15 protein-coding genes and 1 riboswitch are annotated in these 20,106 nt (G+C 72.4%); of the genes, 8 read left to right on the top strand and 7 right to left on the bottom strand.

From position 1 onward, the window contains the following. Window positions 1-41 precede the first annotated feature (41 nt). Both AWQ71_RS11935 and AWQ71_RS44355 read right to left on the bottom strand, forming a co-directional pair. Window positions 42-1,721, bottom strand: coding sequence for a nitrite/sulfite reductase (locus AWQ71_RS11935; RefSeq protein ID WP_067131357.1), 1,680 nt, complete (start codon window positions 1,719-1,721; stop codon window positions 42-44). 392 nt (window positions 1,722-2,113) lie between these two features. Beyond that, a complete protein-coding gene (locus tag AWQ71_RS44355) occupies window positions 2,114-2,248 on the bottom strand; it encodes a hypothetical protein (RefSeq protein ID WP_281196051.1) in 135 nt (44 codons plus the stop codon). 58 nt (window positions 2,249-2,306) lie between these two features. Here AWQ71_RS44355 and AWQ71_RS11940 point away from each other — a divergent pair, with 58 nt between their 5' ends. From AWQ71_RS11940 to rsgA, 5 genes are all read left to right on the top strand, one after another. Then, window positions 2,307-3,119 carry a TIGR03084 family metal-binding protein gene (locus AWQ71_RS11940; RefSeq protein ID WP_067131360.1) on the top strand — a complete coding sequence of 271 codons (813 nt, stop codon included), beginning with the start codon at window positions 2,307-2,309 and terminating at the stop codon, window positions 3,117-3,119. Between the two features lie 81 nt (window positions 3,120-3,200). Then, entirely contained in the window at window positions 3,201-3,596 is a 396-nt protein-coding gene (locus AWQ71_RS11945) for a YccF domain-containing protein (RefSeq protein WP_067131363.1), read from the top strand. Window positions 3,597-3,661: 65 nt separating this feature from the next. Next, window positions 3,662-4,609: a YihY/virulence factor BrkB family protein gene (locus AWQ71_RS11950; protein WP_084258794.1), complete on the top strand. Its 948-nt coding sequence runs from the start codon at window positions 3,662-3,664 to the stop codon at window positions 4,607-4,609. Between the two features lie 90 nt (window positions 4,610-4,699). Next, window positions 4,700-4,799: riboswitch (ZMP/ZTP riboswitch) on the top strand. Between the two features lie 29 nt (window positions 4,800-4,828). Beyond that, window positions 4,829-6,088, top strand: a complete 1,260-nt coding sequence (gene glyA, locus AWQ71_RS11955) for a serine hydroxymethyltransferase (protein WP_067131366.1) — start codon at window positions 4,829-4,831, stop codon at window positions 6,086-6,088. Between the two features lie 257 nt (window positions 6,089-6,345). Further along, a complete protein-coding gene (gene rsgA, locus AWQ71_RS11960) occupies window positions 6,346-7,458 on the top strand; it encodes a ribosome small subunit-dependent GTPase A (RefSeq protein ID WP_067131369.1) in 1,113 nt (370 codons plus the stop codon). 135 nt (window positions 7,459-7,593) lie between these two features. Here the strand turns inward: rsgA and AWQ71_RS11965 are convergent, their stop codons facing one another. The 3 genes from AWQ71_RS11965 to AWQ71_RS11975 form a co-directional block, all read right to left on the bottom strand. Beyond that, entirely contained in the window at window positions 7,594-7,908 is a 315-nt protein-coding gene (locus tag AWQ71_RS11965) for a WhiB family transcriptional regulator (RefSeq protein WP_076434697.1), read from the bottom strand. A 113-nt stretch (window positions 7,909-8,021) separates the two neighbouring features. Then, window positions 8,022-8,945, bottom strand: coding sequence for a ferredoxin family protein (locus tag AWQ71_RS11970; protein ID WP_245658228.1), 924 nt, complete (start codon window positions 8,943-8,945; stop codon window positions 8,022-8,024). Between the two features lie 158 nt (window positions 8,946-9,103). Beyond that, entirely contained in the window at window positions 9,104-10,711 is a 1,608-nt protein-coding gene (locus tag AWQ71_RS11975) for a glycerol-3-phosphate dehydrogenase/oxidase (RefSeq protein WP_084258795.1), read from the bottom strand. An 85-nt stretch (window positions 10,712-10,796) separates the two neighbouring features. Between AWQ71_RS11975 and AWQ71_RS11980 the strand changes: the two genes are divergently transcribed. From AWQ71_RS11980 to AWQ71_RS11990, 3 genes are all read left to right on the top strand, one after another. Then, window positions 10,797-12,365, top strand: coding sequence for an FAD-binding oxidoreductase (locus AWQ71_RS11980; RefSeq protein WP_067131375.1), 1,569 nt, complete (start codon window positions 10,797-10,799; stop codon window positions 12,363-12,365). Window positions 12,366-12,398: 33 nt separating this feature from the next. Further along, a complete protein-coding gene (locus AWQ71_RS11985; RefSeq protein ID WP_067131378.1) occupies window positions 12,399-13,937 on the top strand; it encodes a metallophosphoesterase family protein in 1,539 nt (512 codons plus the stop codon). Between the two features lie 176 nt (window positions 13,938-14,113). Continuing rightward, the gene (locus AWQ71_RS11990) at window positions 14,114-15,742 is read left to right on the top strand and encodes a bifunctional 3'-5' exonuclease/DNA polymerase (protein ID WP_067131382.1); all 1,629 of its coding nucleotides are present in this window, start codon (window positions 14,114-14,116) and stop codon (window positions 15,740-15,742) included. Window positions 15,743-16,192: 450 nt separating this feature from the next. Here AWQ71_RS11990 and AWQ71_RS11995 read toward each other — a convergent pair whose 3' ends face one another. Then, window positions 16,193-17,539, bottom strand: coding sequence for an MFS transporter (locus AWQ71_RS11995; protein ID WP_067131385.1), 1,347 nt, complete (start codon window positions 17,537-17,539; stop codon window positions 16,193-16,195). A 37-nt stretch (window positions 17,540-17,576) separates the two neighbouring features. After that, complete coding sequence (locus AWQ71_RS43085; protein ID WP_176580269.1) at window positions 17,577-20,003, bottom strand: serine/threonine protein kinase; 2,427 nt, start codon at window positions 20,001-20,003, stop codon at window positions 17,577-17,579. Window positions 20,004-20,106 lie beyond the last annotated feature (103 nt).

Genomic DNA, 20,106 nt, shown 5'->3' on the forward strand with positions numbered 1-20,106 from the left:
GGATTCGCTCGCTCATGATCGGCTCCGCCCCGGGGTGGCCGTCACTTGAGGTCCGCCTCGTCGGCCCGGTGGACCCACTCGGAGAACGTCTCGCCGTCGTTCTTCTGCTTCTCGAAGTTGCGCACCACGCGCTCCACGTAGTCGGGGAGCTCCTCCGCGGTGGCCTTCAGCCCGCGGACCTTGCGGCCGAAGTTGGGGTTCAGCCCGATCGAGCCGCCCAGGTGGACCTGGAAGCCCTCGACCTGCTCGCCCTCGTCGTTCACCACGAGCTGGCCCTTGAGCCCGATGTCGGCCACCTGGATGCGGGCGCAGGAGTTCGGGCAGCCGTTGACGTTGATCGTGAGCGGCTCGGCGAAGTCCGGCAGCCGGGCCTCCAGCTCGTCGATCAGCCGGGACGCGGTCGCCTTGGTCTCGACGATCGCGAGCTTGCAGTACTCGATGCCGGTGCAGGCCATCGTCTGGCGGCGGAACGTGGACGGGGTGACCCGCAGGTCGGCCGCCTCCAGCTCGGCGACGATCGACTCGACCCGGTCGGGCGCGACGTCGAGGATGACCATCTTCTGCTCGACCGTGGTGTGGACCCGGCGGGAGCCGTGCCGCTCGGCGATGTCGGCGATCCGGTGCAGCGTGTCGCCGTTCACCCGGCCCACCCTGGGCGCGAACCCGACGTAGAAGTTGCCGTCCTTCTGCGGGAAGACGCCGACGTGGTCGCGGCGGCCGCCGCGCGGCTCCTCGGGAGCGGGTCCGTCGGGCAGCCGGTAGCCGAGGTACTCGGTCTCCAGGATCTCGCGGAACCGCTCCGCGCCCCAGTCGTTGATCAGGAACTTGATCCGGGCGCGGTGGCGGAGCCGGCGGTAGCCGTAGTCGCGGAAGATCCCGCAGACTCCGGCCCACACCTCGTGCACCTGCTCGGGCCGGACGAACGCGCCGAGCCGCTTGGCGAACATCGGGTTGGTGGACAGCCCGCCGCCGACCCAGACGTCGAATCCGGCCTCGCCGTCGCGGACCACGCCGACGAACGCGATGTCGTTGATCTCGTGGACCGTGCACTGCGCGGTGCATCCGCTGATCGCGGTCTTGAACTTGCGCGGCAGGTTGGAGAACGCCGTGTCGCCGATGTACCGGGTGGCGATGTCGTCGATCTGGGCGGTGCCGTCGATCACCTCGCCGGCGTCGATCCCGGCGAGCGGGCAGCCCATGATCACGCGTGGCGTGTCGCCGCACGCCTCGGTCGTGGACAGGCCGACGGCCTCCAGGCGCTTCCAGATGTCCGGGACCGACTCGATCTCGACCCAGTGGAGCTGGATGTTCTGCCGGTCGGTGATGTCGGCCGTGCCCCTGGCGTACTCGTTGGAGATGTCGGCGATCGTCCGGAGCTGGTCCAGGTCGAGCCGACCGCCGTCGATGCGCACGCGGAGCATGAAGTAGCGGTCGTCGAGCTCCTCCGGGGGCAGGACCGCGGTCTTGCCCCCGTCGATCCCAGGCCTGCGCTGCGTGTAGAGGCCGTACCAGCGCATGCGGCCGCGCAGGTCGGCGGGGTCGATCGAGTCGAACCCGTGCTTGGAGTAGACGTCGATGATCCGCTGACGGACGTTGAGCCCGTCGTCGGCCTTCTTGTTCTCCTCGTTCTTGTTCAGCGGCTCACGGTAACCGAGAGCCCACTGGCCTTCGCCGCGCGGGCGCTTGTGGTGGCGGTTCGCCGGGCGGGCCGGGGTGCTCATGAGGGCGTCCTTTGATCCGAGGGATGCGAAACGGGCCGGGAGAAAAACCGGGCGAAGGTCACGCACGGCGCGACCCCGGACGCGTGCCTCAGGCGGCCGCCCGCCTCATCGTCGAGTGCGGGGGCGAAAACGAAAAAGGACGCCTGCTCACGCGCCCACTGTCAGAAAAGATGGGCGACGATCAACGGGCGTCGATACAGATGGCGCTGCGGACACGCAGAAGGTCGACGTGGCGTCGCACGACGAGCAACGGGTCCGCTGGCATGGAGCAAACGATACCCGGGGCGTCCGTGATGTCCAAGTTAGGTTTCACCATGTGGACGAAACGCGCATGACATCTGGACGACATGCGCCCATGTGAGCGGCCCGCGGGACGCCCGGCCGGGCGCGGGTCAGCCCTGGCTGATCCAGTTCTGGGCGGGCTCGTTCGCGCCGGGCAGGGCGGGCGGTTCGTGGTGCTGGCAGTCGCACCAGGAGTCGCCGCGGCAGTTCTCGTGCCGCCGGTCCTTGCAGGCGTCGCAGATCATGATTTCCCCCGTTTTCAGTAGAAGAAGATTCGGTTACGCTCGCCGTCCAGGAGGTGTCATGGCCGTTCCCACGTCCGATCTGATGTCCGAACTGATCATCGACCTGAGCGCCGAGACGGCGGAGCTGCGTGAGATGGTCCGCGTTCTCGACCTTCCCGGCTGGGAGCTTCCCACTCCCTCCGAGGGCTGGGTCGTCCGCGACCAGATCAGCCATCTGGCCTGGTTCGACGACGCGGCCACCTCGGCGCTGACCGACCCGGACGGGTTCCGCGCCGCCCGCGCGGAGCTGATGGCGCGCGTGGAGTCCGCCATGGACGACCAGGTCGCCGCCGCGCGCGGGCTCGCCCCGGCGGCGCTCCTCGAATGGTTCGACACCGCCAGGGCCCGGATGATCCGGGCGTTGCGCGCGGCCGATCCCGCCACCCGGCTCCCGTGGTACGGCCCCGACATGTCGCCCGCCTCGTTCGCGACCGCCCGGCTGATGGAGACCTGGGCGCACGGCCAGGACGTCGCGGACACGCTCGGGATCGACCGCGCCCCCACCACGCGGCTGCGCCACGTGGCCCTGCTGGGCGTGCGCGCCATGCCGTACGGCTTCGCGGTGCGCGGGCGGCAGGCGCCCGCGCGGCCGGTCCGGGTGGAGCTCGCCATGCCGGACGGCACCCTGTGGGTCGCCGGACCTGAGGGCGCCGCGGACGCGGTGCGCGGTCCGGTCCAGGACTTCTGCCTCGTCGTCACGCAGCGCTCCAACGTCGCCGACACCTCGCTGTCCGTGACCGGCGACATCGCCCGCGAGTGGATGTCCATCGCGCAGGCGTACGCCGGGCCGCCGGGACCGGGGCGGGAGCCCGGGACGCGGAAGACCGCCTAAGGCCGAAAAGTACCCAAAATCAGGGAGAAGTCCGGGAAGATCGCCAAACCGGCGGAAGGTGACGTGCGTCATGATTGAGATATGCGGACACTGCTGAACGTCATCTGGCTGGTCTTCGCCGGTGTGTGGCTCGCCCTGGGCTACGTGGTCGCCGGGATCATCTGCTGCATCTTGATCATCACCATCCCGTTCGGCATCGCGTCCTTCCGGATCGCGGCGTACGCGCTGTGGCCGTTCGGGCGCACCGTCGTGCGGGATCCCGATGCGGGCGTCATGTCCGCGATCGGGAACGTCATCTGGCTGGTCTTCGCCGGGATCTGGCTGGCGATCGGGCACGTCATCACGGCCATCCCGCTGTTCGTGTCGATCATCGGCATCCCGCTGGGCATCGCCAACCTCAAGATGATCCCGGTATCGCTCCTGCCGCTCGGCGCCCGTATCGTGGACGTCGACAGTCCGTACTATTCCGCCCGGTAACGGGTAGTCGCCGGTTCACTCATCGGTGTCATGACACCCCGCCAGTACGAATACGGTTAGATGCCATGACGTCCGCGGACGCGCACACACACCGGCCGAGACGCAACTCGCGCCGGGGCATGGCGCGCGCCCGGGCCCGCCTGGACTGGGTGCGCGGGTCCAACGCGTGGGCGCTCGCCAAGGCCACCACCATGGCGGGGGTCAACTACCGAGTCACGGGCCTCGCGGGAGAGGCGGCCTTCTTCGCACTCCTGTCCCTGCCGCCGTTCGTGCTCGGGCTGCTCGGCGTGATGGGCCACCTGAGCGGCCTCCTCGGCGCCGAGACCGTCCTGCGGATCAAGCAATGGGTGATCGACCAGTCCGAGCTGCTCTTCACCGCCAACACCGTGGACCGGGTCGTCCTGCCCCTGCTCAACGACGTGCTCGCCGGGGGACAGGTCTCGCTCATCTCGGTGGGCTTCCTACTTTCGCTGTGGTCGGGCTCGCGGGCCCTCTTCGTGTACGTGGACCTCATCTCCATCGCGTACGGCCTGGGCGAGACCCGGGGGATCATCCGCACCCGGGTCCTGTCCTTCGGGCTCTATCTGGCCGCCCTGCTCATCGGGCTGGTCGTCATGCCGGTGCTGGTCATCGGCCCGACGCTGCTCGCGGAGGCGCTGCCGGGCTACAGCACGCTCATCGCGATCCTCTACTGGCCCGTGGTGATCGTCGGCTCGGTGGTCATGCTGACCCTGCTCTACCACGTGAGCGTCCCGATGCGGACGCGCTGGTGGCGCGAGGTTCCGGGGGCGGTGCTCGCGCTCATCATCTGGATCGTCTGCGGCTCCGTCCTGCGCGAGGTGCTCGCCGCCTGGTTCACGCCGCTGTCGATCTACGGCTCGCTCGCGGCGCCGATCGCCGTCCTGCTCTGGCTGTACATCACGGCGCTCGCCGTGCTCATCGGCGCCACGCTCAACGCCGAGGTGGACCGCATGTGGCCCCTGGCGGGCACCACACGCCGCCAGGCGGACTGAGGCCGCCTCGTCCGGAGGCCGGCGGGCCACCCCAGGCCGGAACGTTCCGGCCTCGGGCGGCGTGAGCCGTATCCGGGGCTCAGATAGGGTGGGAAGGGTCGCGACTGGCGCTGACGTGCCCTCGGGCATGTGCTAGGTGGGGCACCACCGGGGAGCGAACGTGCGGAGGCCGTGCGCCTGGGTCACCGCGGCTGTCGATGTTGACAAGGAAAGGCGCCAATGGCTGAGAACTCGTTGAACGTCGTCGATCCCGAGATCGCCGAGCTGATCAGGGCCGAGGAGCGGCGGCAGGCCGACACGGTCAAGCTCATCGCCTCGGAGAACTACGTCTCCCGGGCCGTGCTTGAAGCCACCGGCACCGTCCTGACGAACAAGTACTCCGAGGGCTACCCCGGCAAGCGGTACTACGAGGGCCAGCAGGTCATCGACCAGATCGAGACGATCGCCATCGACCGGGCCAAGGCACTGTTCGGCGTGAACCACGCCAACGTGCAGCCCTACTCCGGCTCGCCGGCCAACCTCGCGATCTACCTGGCGTTCCTGAAGCCCGGCGACACCGTGCTCGGCATGGGCCTGCCGTTCGGCGGCCACCTCACGCACGGCTGGTCGGTCTCCGCGACCGGCAAGTGGTTCAACCCCGTCCGATACGGCGTGCGCAAGGACACCGGCCGCATCGACATGGACGAGGTGCGCGCCCTGGCGCTTGAGCACCGGCCCAAGCTGATCTTCTGCGGCGGCACCGCCATCCCGCGCACCATCGACTTCCCGGCGTTCGCCGAGATCGCCCGCGAGGTGGACGCGGTCCTCGCCGCCGACATCGCGCACATCGCCGGCCTCGTCGCGGGTGGCGCGCACCCGTCGCCGGTCGGGTACGCCGACGTGATCTCCACGACGACGCACAAGACGCTGCGCGGCCCGCGCGGCGCCATGCTGATGGCCACCTCCGACGAGCACGCCACCGCGCTGAACAAGGCGGTCTTCCCCGGCCTGCAGGGCGGCCCGCACAACCACACCACCGCCGCGATCGCGGTCGCGCTGCGTGAGGCGTCCCAGGCGGAGTTCAAGGCGTACGCGGCGCAGGTCGTGAAGAACGCCAAGGCGCTCGCCGAGGAGTTGGCCTCCCGCGGCTTCGACCTGGTCTCCGGCGGCACCGACAACCACCTGATCCTGATGGACCTGACCCCCAAGGGCGTCGGTGGCAAGCCCGCCGCCCAGGCGCTCGACCGGGCGGGCCTGGAGACCAACTACAACGCCGTCCCGTTCGACACGCGCAAGCCGTTCGACCCGTCGGGCATCCGCATCGGCACCCCCTCGGTCACCTCGCGCGGCATGGGCGAGGCGGAGATGCGCCAGGTCGGCGCCTGGATCGACGAGGTCGTCACCGCGGTCGCCAAGGGCGACGCGGAGGACGTCATCGCCCGGGTCCACAACGAGGTCAGCGAGCTGACCGCCAAGTTCCCGGCCCCCGGCCTGTCCTGACGCCGGCGCCGGACCATCGCGTACGCGTGACCACGCCCTCGAAAGGGGGCGTGGTTGCGGTGTTTTATGGCGAAAAATCGGTTGCGGGGACGCGCCGGGGATGCGCTAATGTTCTTCCGACGCCGCGCTTCGGACGCGGCCTGCACTCTAGGGAGGTGACGACTATGCGGGTCTTTCTGATGACCATGCCGTCCGTCAACCTCCGGGTGCCCCTCTAGACGATCACTGGGCACCCGTTTCCGAAGGGTGTCACCCAGTTGAATTCCGGTTCGTTCTCCGGTTCCATCGATCTTTCTCTTCTCGGCTGGAACGACGCGCTGCCGCTTCCCGCCGGCACCGTCCCCGCCCGGGTCGCCCGCGTCGACCGGGGCGCCGCCGAGGTCATCGCGGCCGAGGGCCAGTTCCAGGCCCGCTACAGCGCCCGGATCCGCCGCGCCGCCGCCGAGGACCCCGTCAGTCTGCCCTGCGTCGGCGACTGGGTCGCCCTCGCGGCGCTGCCCGAGGGCCGCTACGAGCTGGACGCGGTGCTCCCCAGGTCGTCGGCCTTCGTCCGCGGCGGCGTCAGCAGGGACTCGCGGGGCGGGCTCTCCGGCGACGGGCAGGGCCAGGTCCTCGCCGCCAACGTGGACGTCGTGTTCGTGGCCGAGCCGTCCATGCATTCGACCGACTTCGCGGACCTCGGGCGGATCGAGCGGCTGGTGGCCCTCGCCTGGGAGAGCGGGGGCGTGCCCGTGGTGCTCATCACCAAGGCCGACCTGTTCGAGCTCGGGCTCGACGAGCTGCTCGCCGACGTACGGGCCGCCGCCCCCGGCGTGGACGTGCACGCGTTGTGCGCACAGACGGGGGAGGGGGTCGACGTGGTGCGGGCCTACCTGCACGGCGCGAAGACCGCCGTCATTCTCGGCCCCTCGGGCGCCGGCAAGTCCACCCTGGTGAACGCGCTCGCCGGAGAGGACGTCATGGAGACCCAGCAGGTACGCGCGGCCGACGGCCGGGGACGGCACACCACCGTCCATCGCGAGCTGATCCCGCTGTCCGGCGGCGGGCTGATCATCGACACCCCGGGCATCCGCCGGGTCGGCCTGTACGCCATGAACGACGGCGTTGACCTGGTCTTCTCCGACATCGAGGAGCTCGCGGAGGGCTGCCGGTTCGGCGACTGCTCGCACGGCGGCGAGCCCGGCTGTGCCGTACAGGCGGCGGTGGAGGCGGGCGAGCTGCCCGAGCGGCGGCTGGAGAGCTGGTTCAAGCTCCAGCGCGAGGCGGCGTGGATGGCCCGGCGCAGCGACGCGCGGCTCCGCAGTGAGGAGACGCGCAAGTGGAAGATCCTCCACAAGGCGTGGCGCCAGCCGGGCCGGAATCGTCCGTAGCCGCGCCGGAATCGCGCGGAACGCCCGGTGGACAGACGAAACCGCCGGGCGTTCCGCCCGCCGTGTTGGGGTATCGGCGGGGAGAACGGCCCGGCGGCCTCGTGTGACGCGTGTCGGGGGAGACGTTCAGACGGTTCAGGCGACCGCGCTGATGCCGGCGCTCGCGGCGCGGCGCATCCGGCGGCGACGCTCGGAAGCGCGCTCGTCCTCGTTCAGCCCGCCCCAGGTGCCGTACTTCTCAGGACGGGAAAGGGCGTAGTCGAGGCACTCGGCACGCACAGGGCACTGAGCGCAGATGGCCTTGGCCTTGCGCTCGCGAATGTCGCGCTCCGGCTGACGCTCACCGTCGGGACCGAAGAACAGCACAAGGTCCTCTCCCCGGCACGCGGCATCATCCTGCCAACCCCAACTGGGGCGCGGGCGGGCGAGCTGCCGACGTACCTGAGACATGAGAAACCACCTTTGGTGAGAGGTATTTCGTGTTTGTGCCGCATCGGGCGCTTGTGGCGTCCCTGGGTCCAACGCCGGGATTTGCCGTGGTGTTCCCAGCTCTTCGCAGAGCCTCAGGCCGGTACTGGACTGAGCTCGCTCAGCTCCGCCAGCCTGTAGGTCGAGATCTCTTCGGTGCAGGTCGTGCCGCACGGTGCCGCGAACACCGCTGGCTCGACCACTACCCGAAAGCGCGACAGACCACCAGGCTTCGTGTGGTGCACGATGCACACGGTGGCGTTGCCTTCCGACCGGGAGGATTCCACGGCCACCCCGCTGACCGAGAGCTCGCCCGTATGTGCACGGACGAAATGCTCGGCGGCTTGCAGTGGCTCAGGGATACCCGCGCGCCCCCGGTAACGGTCAAGGACGACCTCGCCGTTCCGGTACGCGTTTGCCGCCGCGATCGCAGCAGCCTGAGACATGCTGCCGTAGTAAAGCCCGTGTGGCAAGCATACGAGGTTAGCGGCGTATCGATCGCCGCCCACATGGGTGGTTTCCCACACATTGCCCGGGAGGTTCTCGTCGAGGAACCGCGCGAGCGGGAGCCCGAGACGCGCACAACAAGCGTTGCGCTTGGCGTGGGTGCACACGAGGAACACCGGCTCGTTCACCAGTATGCAGGACTCCGGAACCACTCCGTGCACGAGTGAGCCCAGGTCAAGATCGTTGGACCGTTCGAACGTGCCCTCCGCGATCCACGGCCGGGGGCCCGCCGACGAGGCGACGAACACGTGCAGCGGGCCGCTCGCGGCGGCGCGCCGGCCGGGCCGGCGGATGAGCTGCGGCCGGATGCCGAGGGCGGTGGCCCGCTCGATCAGGGCCCGCGTGTCGTCGGGGAGCCGGCACTCGTCGAGGTACGCCGCCCAGGGGCCGGAATGCTCGATGAGCAGCCAAGATCGGGCGCCGACCGTCGCGCTGGCGAGAATCGGCGCCTCGCCCGTGTGCAGCGAGGCGGCGTGTCCGCACCCATTCGCCATGCCGGTTCGTTCTCCCACTCGTCCGTCCTCGTCGCGGTCCGCGCGCCGGGGGTTCCCGCGCACGGCCGATGGGATTAGGTAAGACTAACCTTATCGATTCGCTATCGAGCGGGCGCGTGCGGGGGTCACAACTTCCCCCTCCACGTCACGTCAACGGCCCCGTATGGAGATCCTCGTCACACTTGTCCCGCCGGTCGCGTTCCGTCACCCCGCGCACGCGTTCCGGTGCGGCCCGGCGGGATCGCTCCTTCGGGACCGAGCGCGAGGGCCGCCTCGGCGGCGGGGAGCGCCGCCGCGCGGTCCTCGGGGACCAGGCCGATCCTGGTCCGCCGGTCGAGCAGGTCGTCCACGTCGAGCGCGCCCTCGTGCCGCACCGCCCACACCAGCTCGGCGCGGGTGATCCCGGCGGCGACCGTCTCGCCCAGCGCCGGATCGCGCCGCGCCAGCTCCTGCACGGCCCCGGCCTCCCAGCCGTACCGCGCGACCAGGTCGGCGGGCGACACGCCGGGGTGCCGCGCCTCCGCGCCCGGAGCGGGCCGCGCGCCCACCAGCGGCAGCCGGGCGGTCCGGCTGCGCGGCGCCGTGGGACAGGCCGCGTCGACCGCGTCCTCGGCCATCCTCCGGTAGGTGGTGAGCTTGCCGCCGACCACGGTCACGACGCCGTCGCGCGAGGTGATCACGGCGTGCCGCCGGGACAGGTCGGACGTGCGCCCGCCGTCCGGGTCGTCCGGCGCGTCCCCCGCGGTGAGGAGGGGGCGCAGCCCGGCGAAGGCGCCGGCCACGTCGGCCCGCCGTACCGGCTCGCGCAGGACCGAGTTCAGGACGTCCAGAAGGAACGCCACGTCGCTTTCGGGGGCCTCCGGGACGTCGGGTACCGGACCGTCCACCGGCTCGTCCGTGAGGCCCACGTAGATCCGCCCGTCGGCCTGGGGGAGGACGAGCGCGAACCGGTTCCGCTCACCCGGGATCGGGACGTGCAGCCCGGCCCCGAGGCCGCCGAGGGCGCCGGGGCGCAGCACGAGGTGGGTCCCGCGCGACGGGCGCAGCTCCACCTCGGGGGACAGGCCGCCGGCCCACACCCCGGTCGCGTTGATCACCGCACGCGCCCTGACGCCGAACTCGGCGCCGGTCAGCTCGTCCCGCACCTGGGCGCCGTCGCCGGACAGCGCGAGCGCGCGGCACCGGGTGAGGACGCGGGCGCCGTGGGCGGCGGCCGTACGGGCGATCGCGACCACCAGCCGGGCGTCGTCCACGACCCGGCCGTCCCAGGACAGGAGCGCGCCGCGCAGGCCGTCCGCGCGCAGGGCGGGCGCCAGGCGGAGCGTCCGCTCCGCGGTCAGCCGCGACGGCCCGGGAAGCAGCGGGCGCGGGGTCCCGGCGGCGACGCGCAGCCCGTCGCCCAGGCGGTAGCCGGCCATCACGAACCGGGCCTGCGCCGACCGCACCGCGGGGGTGAGCGGCAGCAGGTACGGATGCGCCCGCACCAGGTGGGGCGCGGTGTGGCGGAGCAGCGCACCCCGCTCGACCGCGCTCTCCCGGGCCACCCCGACCTGTCCGCTGGCCAGGTAGCGCAGGCCGCCGTGGATCAGCTTGGAACTCCATCGTGAGGTGCCGAAGGCGAGGTCGTGGGCGTCGATCGCGGCGACCGACAGCCCGCGCGCGGCCGCGTCGAGCGCCGCTCCCGCGCCGGTGGCCCCGAGGCCCACGACGAGCACGTCCACCACGCAGTCCCGGATCTCCGCGAGCTCGCGGGCACGCCGCGTCGCGTTCAGGGAGGAGTCCAACGCAACTCCTAAATCCTCATCTATTACTCTTTAGTAACCTAGCCTCAGAGGTGACGTCGTGGAACCACCGCAGCCCCCCGCGCAGATGCTCTGGTCCGGATGGGGAGACCCCGCCAAGGCCGCCGAGCTGCCCTCGCCCGTACGACGGCTGCTCGCCGACCTGCTGGGCGTCCGAATGCCCGAGACCCCGGCCGCGGCCCTCGACGAGGTGCGGCCGCCCGCGTCCACGCTGTCCCCGGCCGCCCTGAAGGCGCTGTCGGCGGCCGTCGGCGAAGAGTACCTGCGCGTCGACGACGAGACGCGGATCCGGCACACGCGCGGAAAGTCCACCCCGGACCTGCTGCGGATGCGCGCGGGAGACGCCTCGGACGCGCCCGACGCGGTCGTACTGCCCGGCTCGCACGACGAGGTGGCCGAGGTGCTGCGGGTGTGCGCGGAGCACCGCGTCGCGGTCGTGCCGTTCGGCGGCGGGACGTCGGTCGTCGGCGGCCTGGTCGCCGCGCGCGACGGGTTCGCCGGCGTCGTAGCGCTCGACGTGGCGCGGCTCGACCGGCTGGTCTCCGTCGACGCCGAGTCCATGGTCGCGGAGTTCGAGCCCGGCGTGCGCGCCCCGGAGGCCGAGCGGCTGCTCGCGGAGCACGGCTTCACGCTCGGCCACTTCCCGCAGTCCTTCGAGTACGCGACCCTCGGCGGCTTCGCGGCGGCCCGCTCCAGCGGCCAGGCGTCGGCGGGGTACGGCCGCTTCGACGACATGGTGGTCGGCCTGACCGTGGCCACGCCCCAGGGCGCGCTCGACCTCGGCCGCGCGCCCAAGTCCGCCGCCGGGCCGGACCTGCGCCAGGTGATCCTCGGCTCCGAGGGGGCGTTCGGCGTGATCACCTCGCTCCGCCTCCGCGTACGGCCCGTGCCCGAGGTCCGGGCGTACGAGGGGTGGCGGTTCGCGTCGTTCCCGGCGGGGGCCGCCGCGCTGCGCCGGCTGGCGCAGGAGGGGGCCGCGCCGACCGTGCTGCGGCTGTCGGACGAGACCGAGACCATGGTCGGCCTGGCCCGCCCGGAGGAGCTCGGCACGCTCGCCTCCGAGCCCGGCTGCCTGGTGATCGCCGGGTATGAGGGCACGCCCGGCGACGTGGCCTACCGGCGGGAGCGGGCGGCGGCGACGCTGGCCGAGACGGGGGGCGTCCCCCTCGGCCCCGAGCCGGGGGAGAAGTGGGCGCACGGCCGCTACTCCGCGCCCTATCTGCGCGACTCGCTGCTCGCCGCCGGAGCCACCGTGGAGACGCTGGAGACCGCCTGCTTCTGGTCCGGCCTCCCGCGCCTCTACGAGGCCGTACGGGAGGCGCTGACGGCCTCCCTGGGGGCACCGCTGATCATGTGCCACGTGTCCCACGTGTACGCCACCGGGGCCTCGCTGTACTTCACCGTGGTGACCGCGCAGTCGGACGACCCGGTCGCCCAGTGGGAGTCGGCCAAGGGGACGGTCAACGACGCGATCGGCCAGGCGGGCGGCACCGTCTCGCACCACCACGGCGTCGGCCGCGACCACCTCGGGGCGTACGCGCTGGAGATCGGGGAGCTGGGCGTCGCCGTCCTGCGGGGTGTCAAGGAGCGCCTCGACCCGGACGGGATTCTCAACCCGGGAATCTTGATCTCGTAGCGGCGCCGGCCATGATCAGGCAAAGATTGGGTCATGGCCGATGTGGATGTCGACGCCGGTTCGCGCACGTCCCGGAGCGCGCGGCAGTCCTCGCGCGTCTCGGAGGCGGGGGCGGGCTGGAACTGCCAGCGGATCGGCGCGTTCCAGAGTCTGCGGCCGAACGAGACGACCTTCACCTGGCTGCGGCCGCGCACGCTCTGGAGGTCGCGTAACGAGATCCTCGCCCAGCTGTTCGGCGACCCCTCAGGCGAGGTGCGCCACCGCTGGGTCGAGGCGCAGCGCGAGCGCGGCGTGGACCCCGATTTCCGGATAGTTCAGGACGTGGGGGAGGACTTCGCGTTCCTGGTGCTCGGCGACACCGGAGAGGGCGACGCCTCCCAGTACGCCGTCGTTCCCGGCCTGCTCAAGGCGGGCGACGGCACCGCGTTCGCGGTCATCGCCAGCGACGTGATCTACCCGACCGGCTCCGGCAACGAGTACCGCGACAAGTTCTTCCGGCCGTACAAGGACTATCGGGCGCCGATCTACGCCGTGCCGGGGAACCACGACTGGTACGACGGGCTGGGCGGCTTCATGCGGGTCTTCTGCGACGCCCCGCCGCTGCCCGAGCCGCGGCAGAGCTCCGGGCTGCGGGGGCTGCTGTGGAAGAGGCCCGAGAAGATCGACGAGGCGGCGCTGGCCGAGGCCCGCGAGATGCGCTCGGCGCCGGAGCAGCGGGCGGCCATTCCCGCGCCGTACTGGGTGCTGGACCTCGGGCGGCTCCTCCTCGTGGGGATCGACACCGGCATCCGCGGCGACATCGACCGCGAGCAGGGGGAGTGGCTGCGCCGGGTCTCCGCCGACCCGCGGCCGAAGATCCTGATCACCGGCAAGCCCATCTACGTGCGCAACGAGTACCACCCCTGCGAGATCCAGGGCGGGGGGACCGTGGACGAGATCGTCCGCGACCCGGCGCACAACTACGTGGCGGCGATCGGCGGCGACGTCCACAACTACCAACGCTTCCCGGTGCGGGTCGGCGACCGCGTCATCCAGTACGTCGTCTCGGGCGGCGGCGGCGCGTTCATGCACGCCACCCACACCATCCCGCGCGTCGACGTCGGCGGCGTCCACGAGGACGACTTCAAGTGCTATCCGCTGCGCGGCGACTCGCTGTCGTTCTACAGCCTGCTGTACAGCAGGCGGCTGCGCATGCGCTGGCTGTACCTCACCCCGGACGAGGGACTCGCCCTGATGTCGCGGCAGGTCGGCAACATCCCGCCGCGCACGATCGCCGCCGCCTCGAACGGCACGCCGCCGGTGCGGATCACGGCGCGGATGAGGTGGGCGGCCCGGATCCTCGGCGGCTGGCCGATGCCGTTCCATCTGCCCGTGGGCCGGGTCTTCCACCGGTGGATCTCCGAGCTCTCCGACTGGGACACGCCCCCGTTCTTCAAGAACTTCCTGCACCTGTCGGTCAGCGGGGACGTGCTGCGGATCCGCTGCCTGGCCGCCACCGGATGCCTCGCCCAGGAGGTCGACCCTCCGCTGGAGGACGAGATCGAGATCAGCCTGGCCGCCACCCCGTCCTGAGCCCGCGTGGCGCGCTGTTCGCACACGTTCATCGGGATCGAGGGAGCGCAGCGGGCTTCGCGAGGAGCGCGGGTTCCTTCGGGCGAAGTGACCGGCCCGGCCAGATTCGTGGACATCCCACCAGGTGGGCAGGGGCGGCGCGGCGGAATGTCGGTGGCGCCTGGCAGGCTGGGCGGGTGCAGGTGCTGGTCGCGGTGGATCCGGAGGGCGGGGGGACGATCCGTCCCCTCGGCGGTCCGGCGGAACGGGTCGGCGACCTGGCGGAGGCGGTGCGCGAGCTGGAGGCGGTCGCTCGCCCCCGATGGGTCTGGGCGGACGCGCGGCGGATCTACCCCGGCCTGCTCGCCCGGGGCGTACGGCTGTCGCGGTGCCACGACATCGCGCTCACCGAGGCGCTGCTGCTCGGCGCCGACGGCCGGTACGGCGAGCCCCGGTCGGCCGAGGCGGCGTACGCGCGGCTGCGGGGGCTCCCGGTGCCGCCGGACCGGGACGAGACGGCGGAGCCGGGCCAGGCGACGCAGGGAAGCCTGTTCGAGCCCGAGGTGCCCGGGCGGGCGGCCCCGGAGGTCGCGGAGATCGACCTCGTCGGCGAGGTGTACGAGGACCAGCTCGCCCGGATCGCGCGCACCGGCCACCCGGGGCGGTTCCGGCTGCTGGTGGCGGCGGAGTCGGCGGGCGCGCTGATCGCGGCCGAGATGGGCCACGACGGCATGCCGTGGCGTGAGGACGTGCACGACGCGCTGCTGACCGAGCTGCTCGGCCCGCGTCCGGTCCACGGGATGCGCCCGTCCCGGCTTCAGGCGCTCGCGGACGAGATCTCCGCCGCCTTCGGCCATCCCGTCAACCCCGACTCCCCGCAGCAGATCGTCAAGGCGTTCAAGGGCGCGGGCATCCAGATCCCGTCGACCAGGTCGCGCGTCCTGGCGGGCGTCGACCATCCGGGCGTGGCCCCGCTGCTCGCGTACAAGGAGCTGGCCCGGCTGTACAGCTTCCACGGCTGGGTCTGGGCCGACCAGTGGGTGCGCGGCAACCGCTTCCGCGGCGAGTACGTGGTGGCCGGCGTCGTGTCCGGGCGGTGGGCGACGAGCGGCGGCGGCGCGCTGCAGATCCCCAAGGTCATGCGCCGGGTCGTGACGGCCGACCCCGGATGGTCGCTGGTGGTCGCCGACGCCGCCCAGCTCGAACCCCGGGTGCTCGCCGCGATGGCCGGCGACCGGGGGCTGGCCATGGCGGCGGGCGAGATCGACCTGTACGCCGCGCTGGCCCAGGCGTTCGGCGGCGAGCGCGACTCCGCCAAGATCGCCATGCTGTCCGCGATGTACGGCGGCACCAGCGGCGACGCGCCCAAGCTGCTCGCCGTGATGCGGCAGCGCTTTCCGAAGGCGTACGCGTTCGTGGAGGACGCGGCGCGCGCGGGCGAGGAGGGGCGGCTGGTCAGGTCGTGGCTCGGCCGCACCTGCCCGCAGCCGTCCGCCCGGTGGCGGGAGCTGGTCTCCGGGCCGGACGGCACGCGGGCCGCCCGCGACCGCGGCCGGTTCACCCGTAACTTCGTCGTCCAGGCCACCGCCGCCGAGTGGGCGGCGACGCTCATGGCGGTGCTGCGCGGGCGGCTGCCGGAGCCGGCCCGGCTGGTGTTCTTCCAGCACGACGAGGTCATGGTGCACTGCCCGCTCAACCTGGCCGACGAGGTCCGGGCGGCGGTGGCGGCGGCGGCCGAGGAGGCGACCCGGCTGCTGTTCGGCGCGACGCCGGTCCGCTTCCCGATGGAGGCGGTCGCGGTCGCCCGCTACGCCGACGCCAAGTAGTGCCGCCCTCGCCGTTCCGGCGACCGAGGTACGCATACCGCCCCGTCGCCGCGGGTCACGGCGGAATTCAAGGTTGTTCGCAAGGGTTCTCCAGGGTCGGCCGCGCATCGTCGTCTCCGAACCGGGACGCGGTCGTCGCCGGATCCACCCTCCCGGACCGGGGCGGCCACCGTTGCCAACGAAGGAGATCCCATGAAGCGCACGTTGCTACGCCTGACGGCCGCCTTGCTGTTCGCCGGGTCCGCCACGGCCGGTGGGGCGGTCGTCGCGTCGTCCGCGTCGGCCGATACCCCCGCCTGCTGTTGATGAACACACAGTGCGGAGAAGTGCCTTCGCACGGGAAGCGCAGGGCTCGCCGAAGGTCCTGTCAGCGCCCCGTCAAAGGCACTCTTCACGTTCAGGAACGCTGGTCGGTGACCGCGGGGATGCCCTCCGGTTCCGGGTGGCGGTTCAGGTGGCGGCCGGGCGCTCGGTGGCCGGGGTGAGGCGGCGGGCGGCGACGACGAGCCAGACGGCGAACAGGCCGATGAGCACGGCGACGGCGGCTCCCAGGACGCCGTAGCCGGCGAAGCCGACGACCGCTCCGGCCAGGATCGTCCCGGTGGCGCCGCAGACGTTCATCAGGAGGTCGGACAGGCCCTGGACGGCCGGGCGGTGCGCGATCTCCACCGCGTCGGTCAGCATCGCCGAGCCGGAGACGAGCCCGCACGACCAGCCGATGCCGAGCAGGATGAGCCCCGCGCCGACCTGGGTCACGCGGTGGCCCCCCGATCCGGCGAGGACGGCGGCGCAGATCAGGACGCCCATGCCGATGAGCATGACGTTCCGCCTGCCGATCCGGTCCGCGAGCCAGCCGACGAGCGGGGACAGCACGTACATGCCGGCGATGTGGACGCTGATCACGATGCCGATGACCGAGATGGAGGCGCCCTCGTGGTCGAGGTGGACCGGCGTCATGGACATGACCGACACCATGGCGGTGTGGCTGACCGCGATGCCGGCGAGCGCGCGACGGGCCTGCGGCGAGCGGCGGAGCACCTCCCAGGCGGTGCGGAGCGTCCGGCCACCCGCGTCCCGCGCGGCGGCGGGCCTCGCGGATTCGGTGGGCGTCGCGGATTCGGTGGGCTCGGCGAGGTCGGTGGGCTCGGCGGGCGGCGCGGCGATCCGCCGGGCGAGGATGAACGGGTCGGGCCGCAGCCCGATGGCGACGATCAGCGCGGTCACCGCGAAGGTGAGCGCGGAGAGGGCGAACGGCCCGGCGGCCCCGGTCAGTCCCAGAGGCTCGGCCACCGCCTGCGCGGGCTTGACCAGGTTGGGCCCGGCCACGGTGCCGATGGTGGAGGCCCAGACCACCAGGGAGAGGTGGCGGGCGGCGTGCCCGGGCGGGGCCAGGTCGGTCGCGGAGTAGCGGGCGGCCAGATTGCCCGCGCTGCCGCCGCCGACCAGGACGAGACCGGCGAGCAGGAGCTGCCACGACTCCAGCCCGATCGCCACGACCGCGACGATCGAGCCCAGCAGGGCGCAGACGTAGGCGAGGGTCAGCCCGGCCCGCCGTCCGCCCCGCCCGGCGGCCCGGGCGGTGGGCAACGCGAGCAGCGCCGCGCCGAGCACGGTGGCGGTCCCGGCGAACCCGGCGATCACCGTGGAGCCGGACAGCCGGCTCACGACCAGGGAGCTGAGGGCCAGGCCGACGGCGACGCCCGCCCCGCTGACGATCTGCGCCGCGGACAGCACGCCGAGCACGCGTCGCTGCACGCGGGACACATCTATGGGGATTTTGGTGGGGGTCGTCGTCATGCGTGAAGTTTGCCATGGTTCATTACCGGCAATCCCATCACGCTGGCGCGAAACTGCCCCAAACCGCCTTCCGTACGCCGGCGGCGGAATCGCTCCAGTCGTAGTCGGGGGACGTGACGGCGACCGAGTACGCCTGGCCTTCCACCTCGATGTACCGGATGAGCCGGTGCATCGTGACCTGGCCGGAGGCGGTGTAGGTGTACTCCCACTCGGCGGCCGGCCACCGGTACTCGGCCTCGCCCAGGCGCACCTGCGTGTAGTCGTCGTACTTCGCGCGCTGCTCGGCGGCCTTGAGCGCGCTGAGGCCGCCGTCGGCGATCTTGCGGACGACGACGCTCTGCGCGCTGTCCTTGGGACCGGAGAAGGTGGTCGCGCCGGACTCCGTCGACACCGTCCAGCCCTTGGGTACGGCGACGGACACACCGCCGCCGGTCAGGACGGTGTAGCCCTTCGGGGTCTCGAAGCCGGTCGCCGTGTCCACGCCCCCGCCTCCGCCGCTCGTCGTGCCGCCGTCGGCGCCGTCCGTGCTGTCCGCGCTGTCCGCCTTCAGGGGAGCGGCGGTCGGTTGCCCGGCGGAGCGGACGCCCTTGTCGGCCGACCCTCCGGGGAGGATCAGCAGGACCACTGTGACGATCACGGCGACGATCGCGAGCGCCGCCACGGCGATCAGGAGCGTGGACCTGCCCGTCCGCTCGCCGGACTGCCGCCGGCTTCCGGCGCGGCGGCGTCCGCTCGGCCGGCCGCCGTTCCTGGCCCGTCCGGCGGTCCCAGCGGTCGCGGCGGTCGGGTCACCGGCGGTGCGGGCGGGGGTGGAAGCCGCCTCGGCCGTATCCGGGCCCGCGTGCGCCCCGGCCGCCGCCTTCCCGGCCGTATCCGGGCCCGCGTGTGCCCAGGCCGTCGTCTTCTCGGCCGTTGCCTTCGCGCTCGCCGTCTTCTCGGTCTGCGCGGAACCGTCCGCGCTCCTGGACCCGCGCGACTTCCTGGCCATCCGGGACAGCCGCGAGCCCTTCGGGTCCGCGCCGGGATCCGGCTCGGGCCTGCTGTGTGCCCCCTCGGTGTGCCTCCTGACCCGTCCGGGACCGGTCGTGGCCGGGTCGTCCGGGTCGAGGCCCAACGGCCCCGGCAGGTCGGAGGGCCCGGGCGCCGGCCACGCCTCGGCCCGGCGCTCCGGCGCGTGCATCGATCCGGAGGGCATGGCGAACGCGTCGAACGGCGCGGACGCCACGGGCGGCGCGGAGCCGAACGGGACGGAGGCGCCGTCCCGGCCGTGCCGTACGGGAAGGGGGGCGACGGGTGCGGCGAGAGGGTCGCCGGGCGGTGCGGCGGGGCCGCCCGAGGCGCTCGCCGGTCCCGCCGTTTCTCCCGGAGCGGGCGCGGCGCCGTCCCACGGGTGCGACCCGCTGGTGAGCCCGGCGGAATAGGGGCCCGACGGGCTCACCAGCGGGTCGGCGGGCACCCGGATCGGGCCGGACGGGGTCTCGATGATGCGCGACGGCAGCGGCCCCGAGGGCGCGTCGAGCGGCGGCAGCAGTTGCGCAGGGGTGGAGTCCTGCGGGGTCGGCATCGCGTTCCGGTGCCCCGGCGCGGACCCGCCCGCTCCGTGGGTCCGCAGGACCCGCTCCAGCATGTCGGCGACCTGCGCGGCCCCGATGCGGTCGGCGGGGTTCTTGCGGAGCAGGCCCTGAATGACGGGCAGCAGCGCGCCGGCCCGCCGCGGCCGGGCCGGTTCCCGCGTGAGCACCGAGCCGAGCACGGCGACCGCGTCCGCCCCCTCGTACGGCGGGCGGCCCTCGACGGCGGCGTAGAGCGTCGCGCCGAACGACCACAGGTCGGCGGCGTGTGTGATCGGGCGGCCCTGGAGCCGCTCCGGCGGAATGTACGCGGGCGACCCCATCAGCAGCCCGGTCTGGGTGATCGAGACGTCGCCCTCGATGGCGGCGATGCCGAAGTCGGTCAGCACGACCCGGTCGGCCGTGAGCAGTACGTTCCCCGGTTTGACGTCGCGGTGCAGGATCCCGGCCCCGTGCGCGTGCCGCAGCGCGTCCAGCACGCGCACGCCGATCTCGGCGGCCTGCACGACGGGCAGCGGCCCGCTCTGCCGTACGGCCTGTTCCAGGGACCAGGCGCGGACCAGCTCCATGACGATCCAGGGCCGCCCGTCCTCCTCGACCACGTCGTGGACGGTGACGATGCCGGGATGGCTGAGCCTGGCCGCGGAGCGCGCCTCGCGGAGCATGCGCTGGTGGGCACCCTGCAGGCCCGCCTGGTCGAGGCCGAACGGCAGGAGGAGCTCCTTGACCGCGACGTCGCGGTCGAGCAGCACGTCATGGGCATGCCAGACCATGCCCATGCCGCCACGGCCGACCGGTGAGAGGAGGCGGTAGCGCCTGCCGACGAGCCGTCCCTGCCCTTCGGGCACCGGTCCGGCCGTACTTCCTCCGATGGGACCTTGACCCTCCGGCATGGAGGGGACCATACCGAGCAGATGATCAGTTGTCATGCCCTGGCCCCCAATTCTGGCCCAGTCCGCACAAATCCCCCCAAGACCCGATCCGCGCGAATTCACA

The organism is Microtetraspora malaysiensis (assembly GCF_001528665.1).
Classification (GTDB): Bacteria; Actinomycetota; Actinomycetes; order Streptosporangiales; family Streptosporangiaceae; genus Microtetraspora_A; species Microtetraspora_A malaysiensis.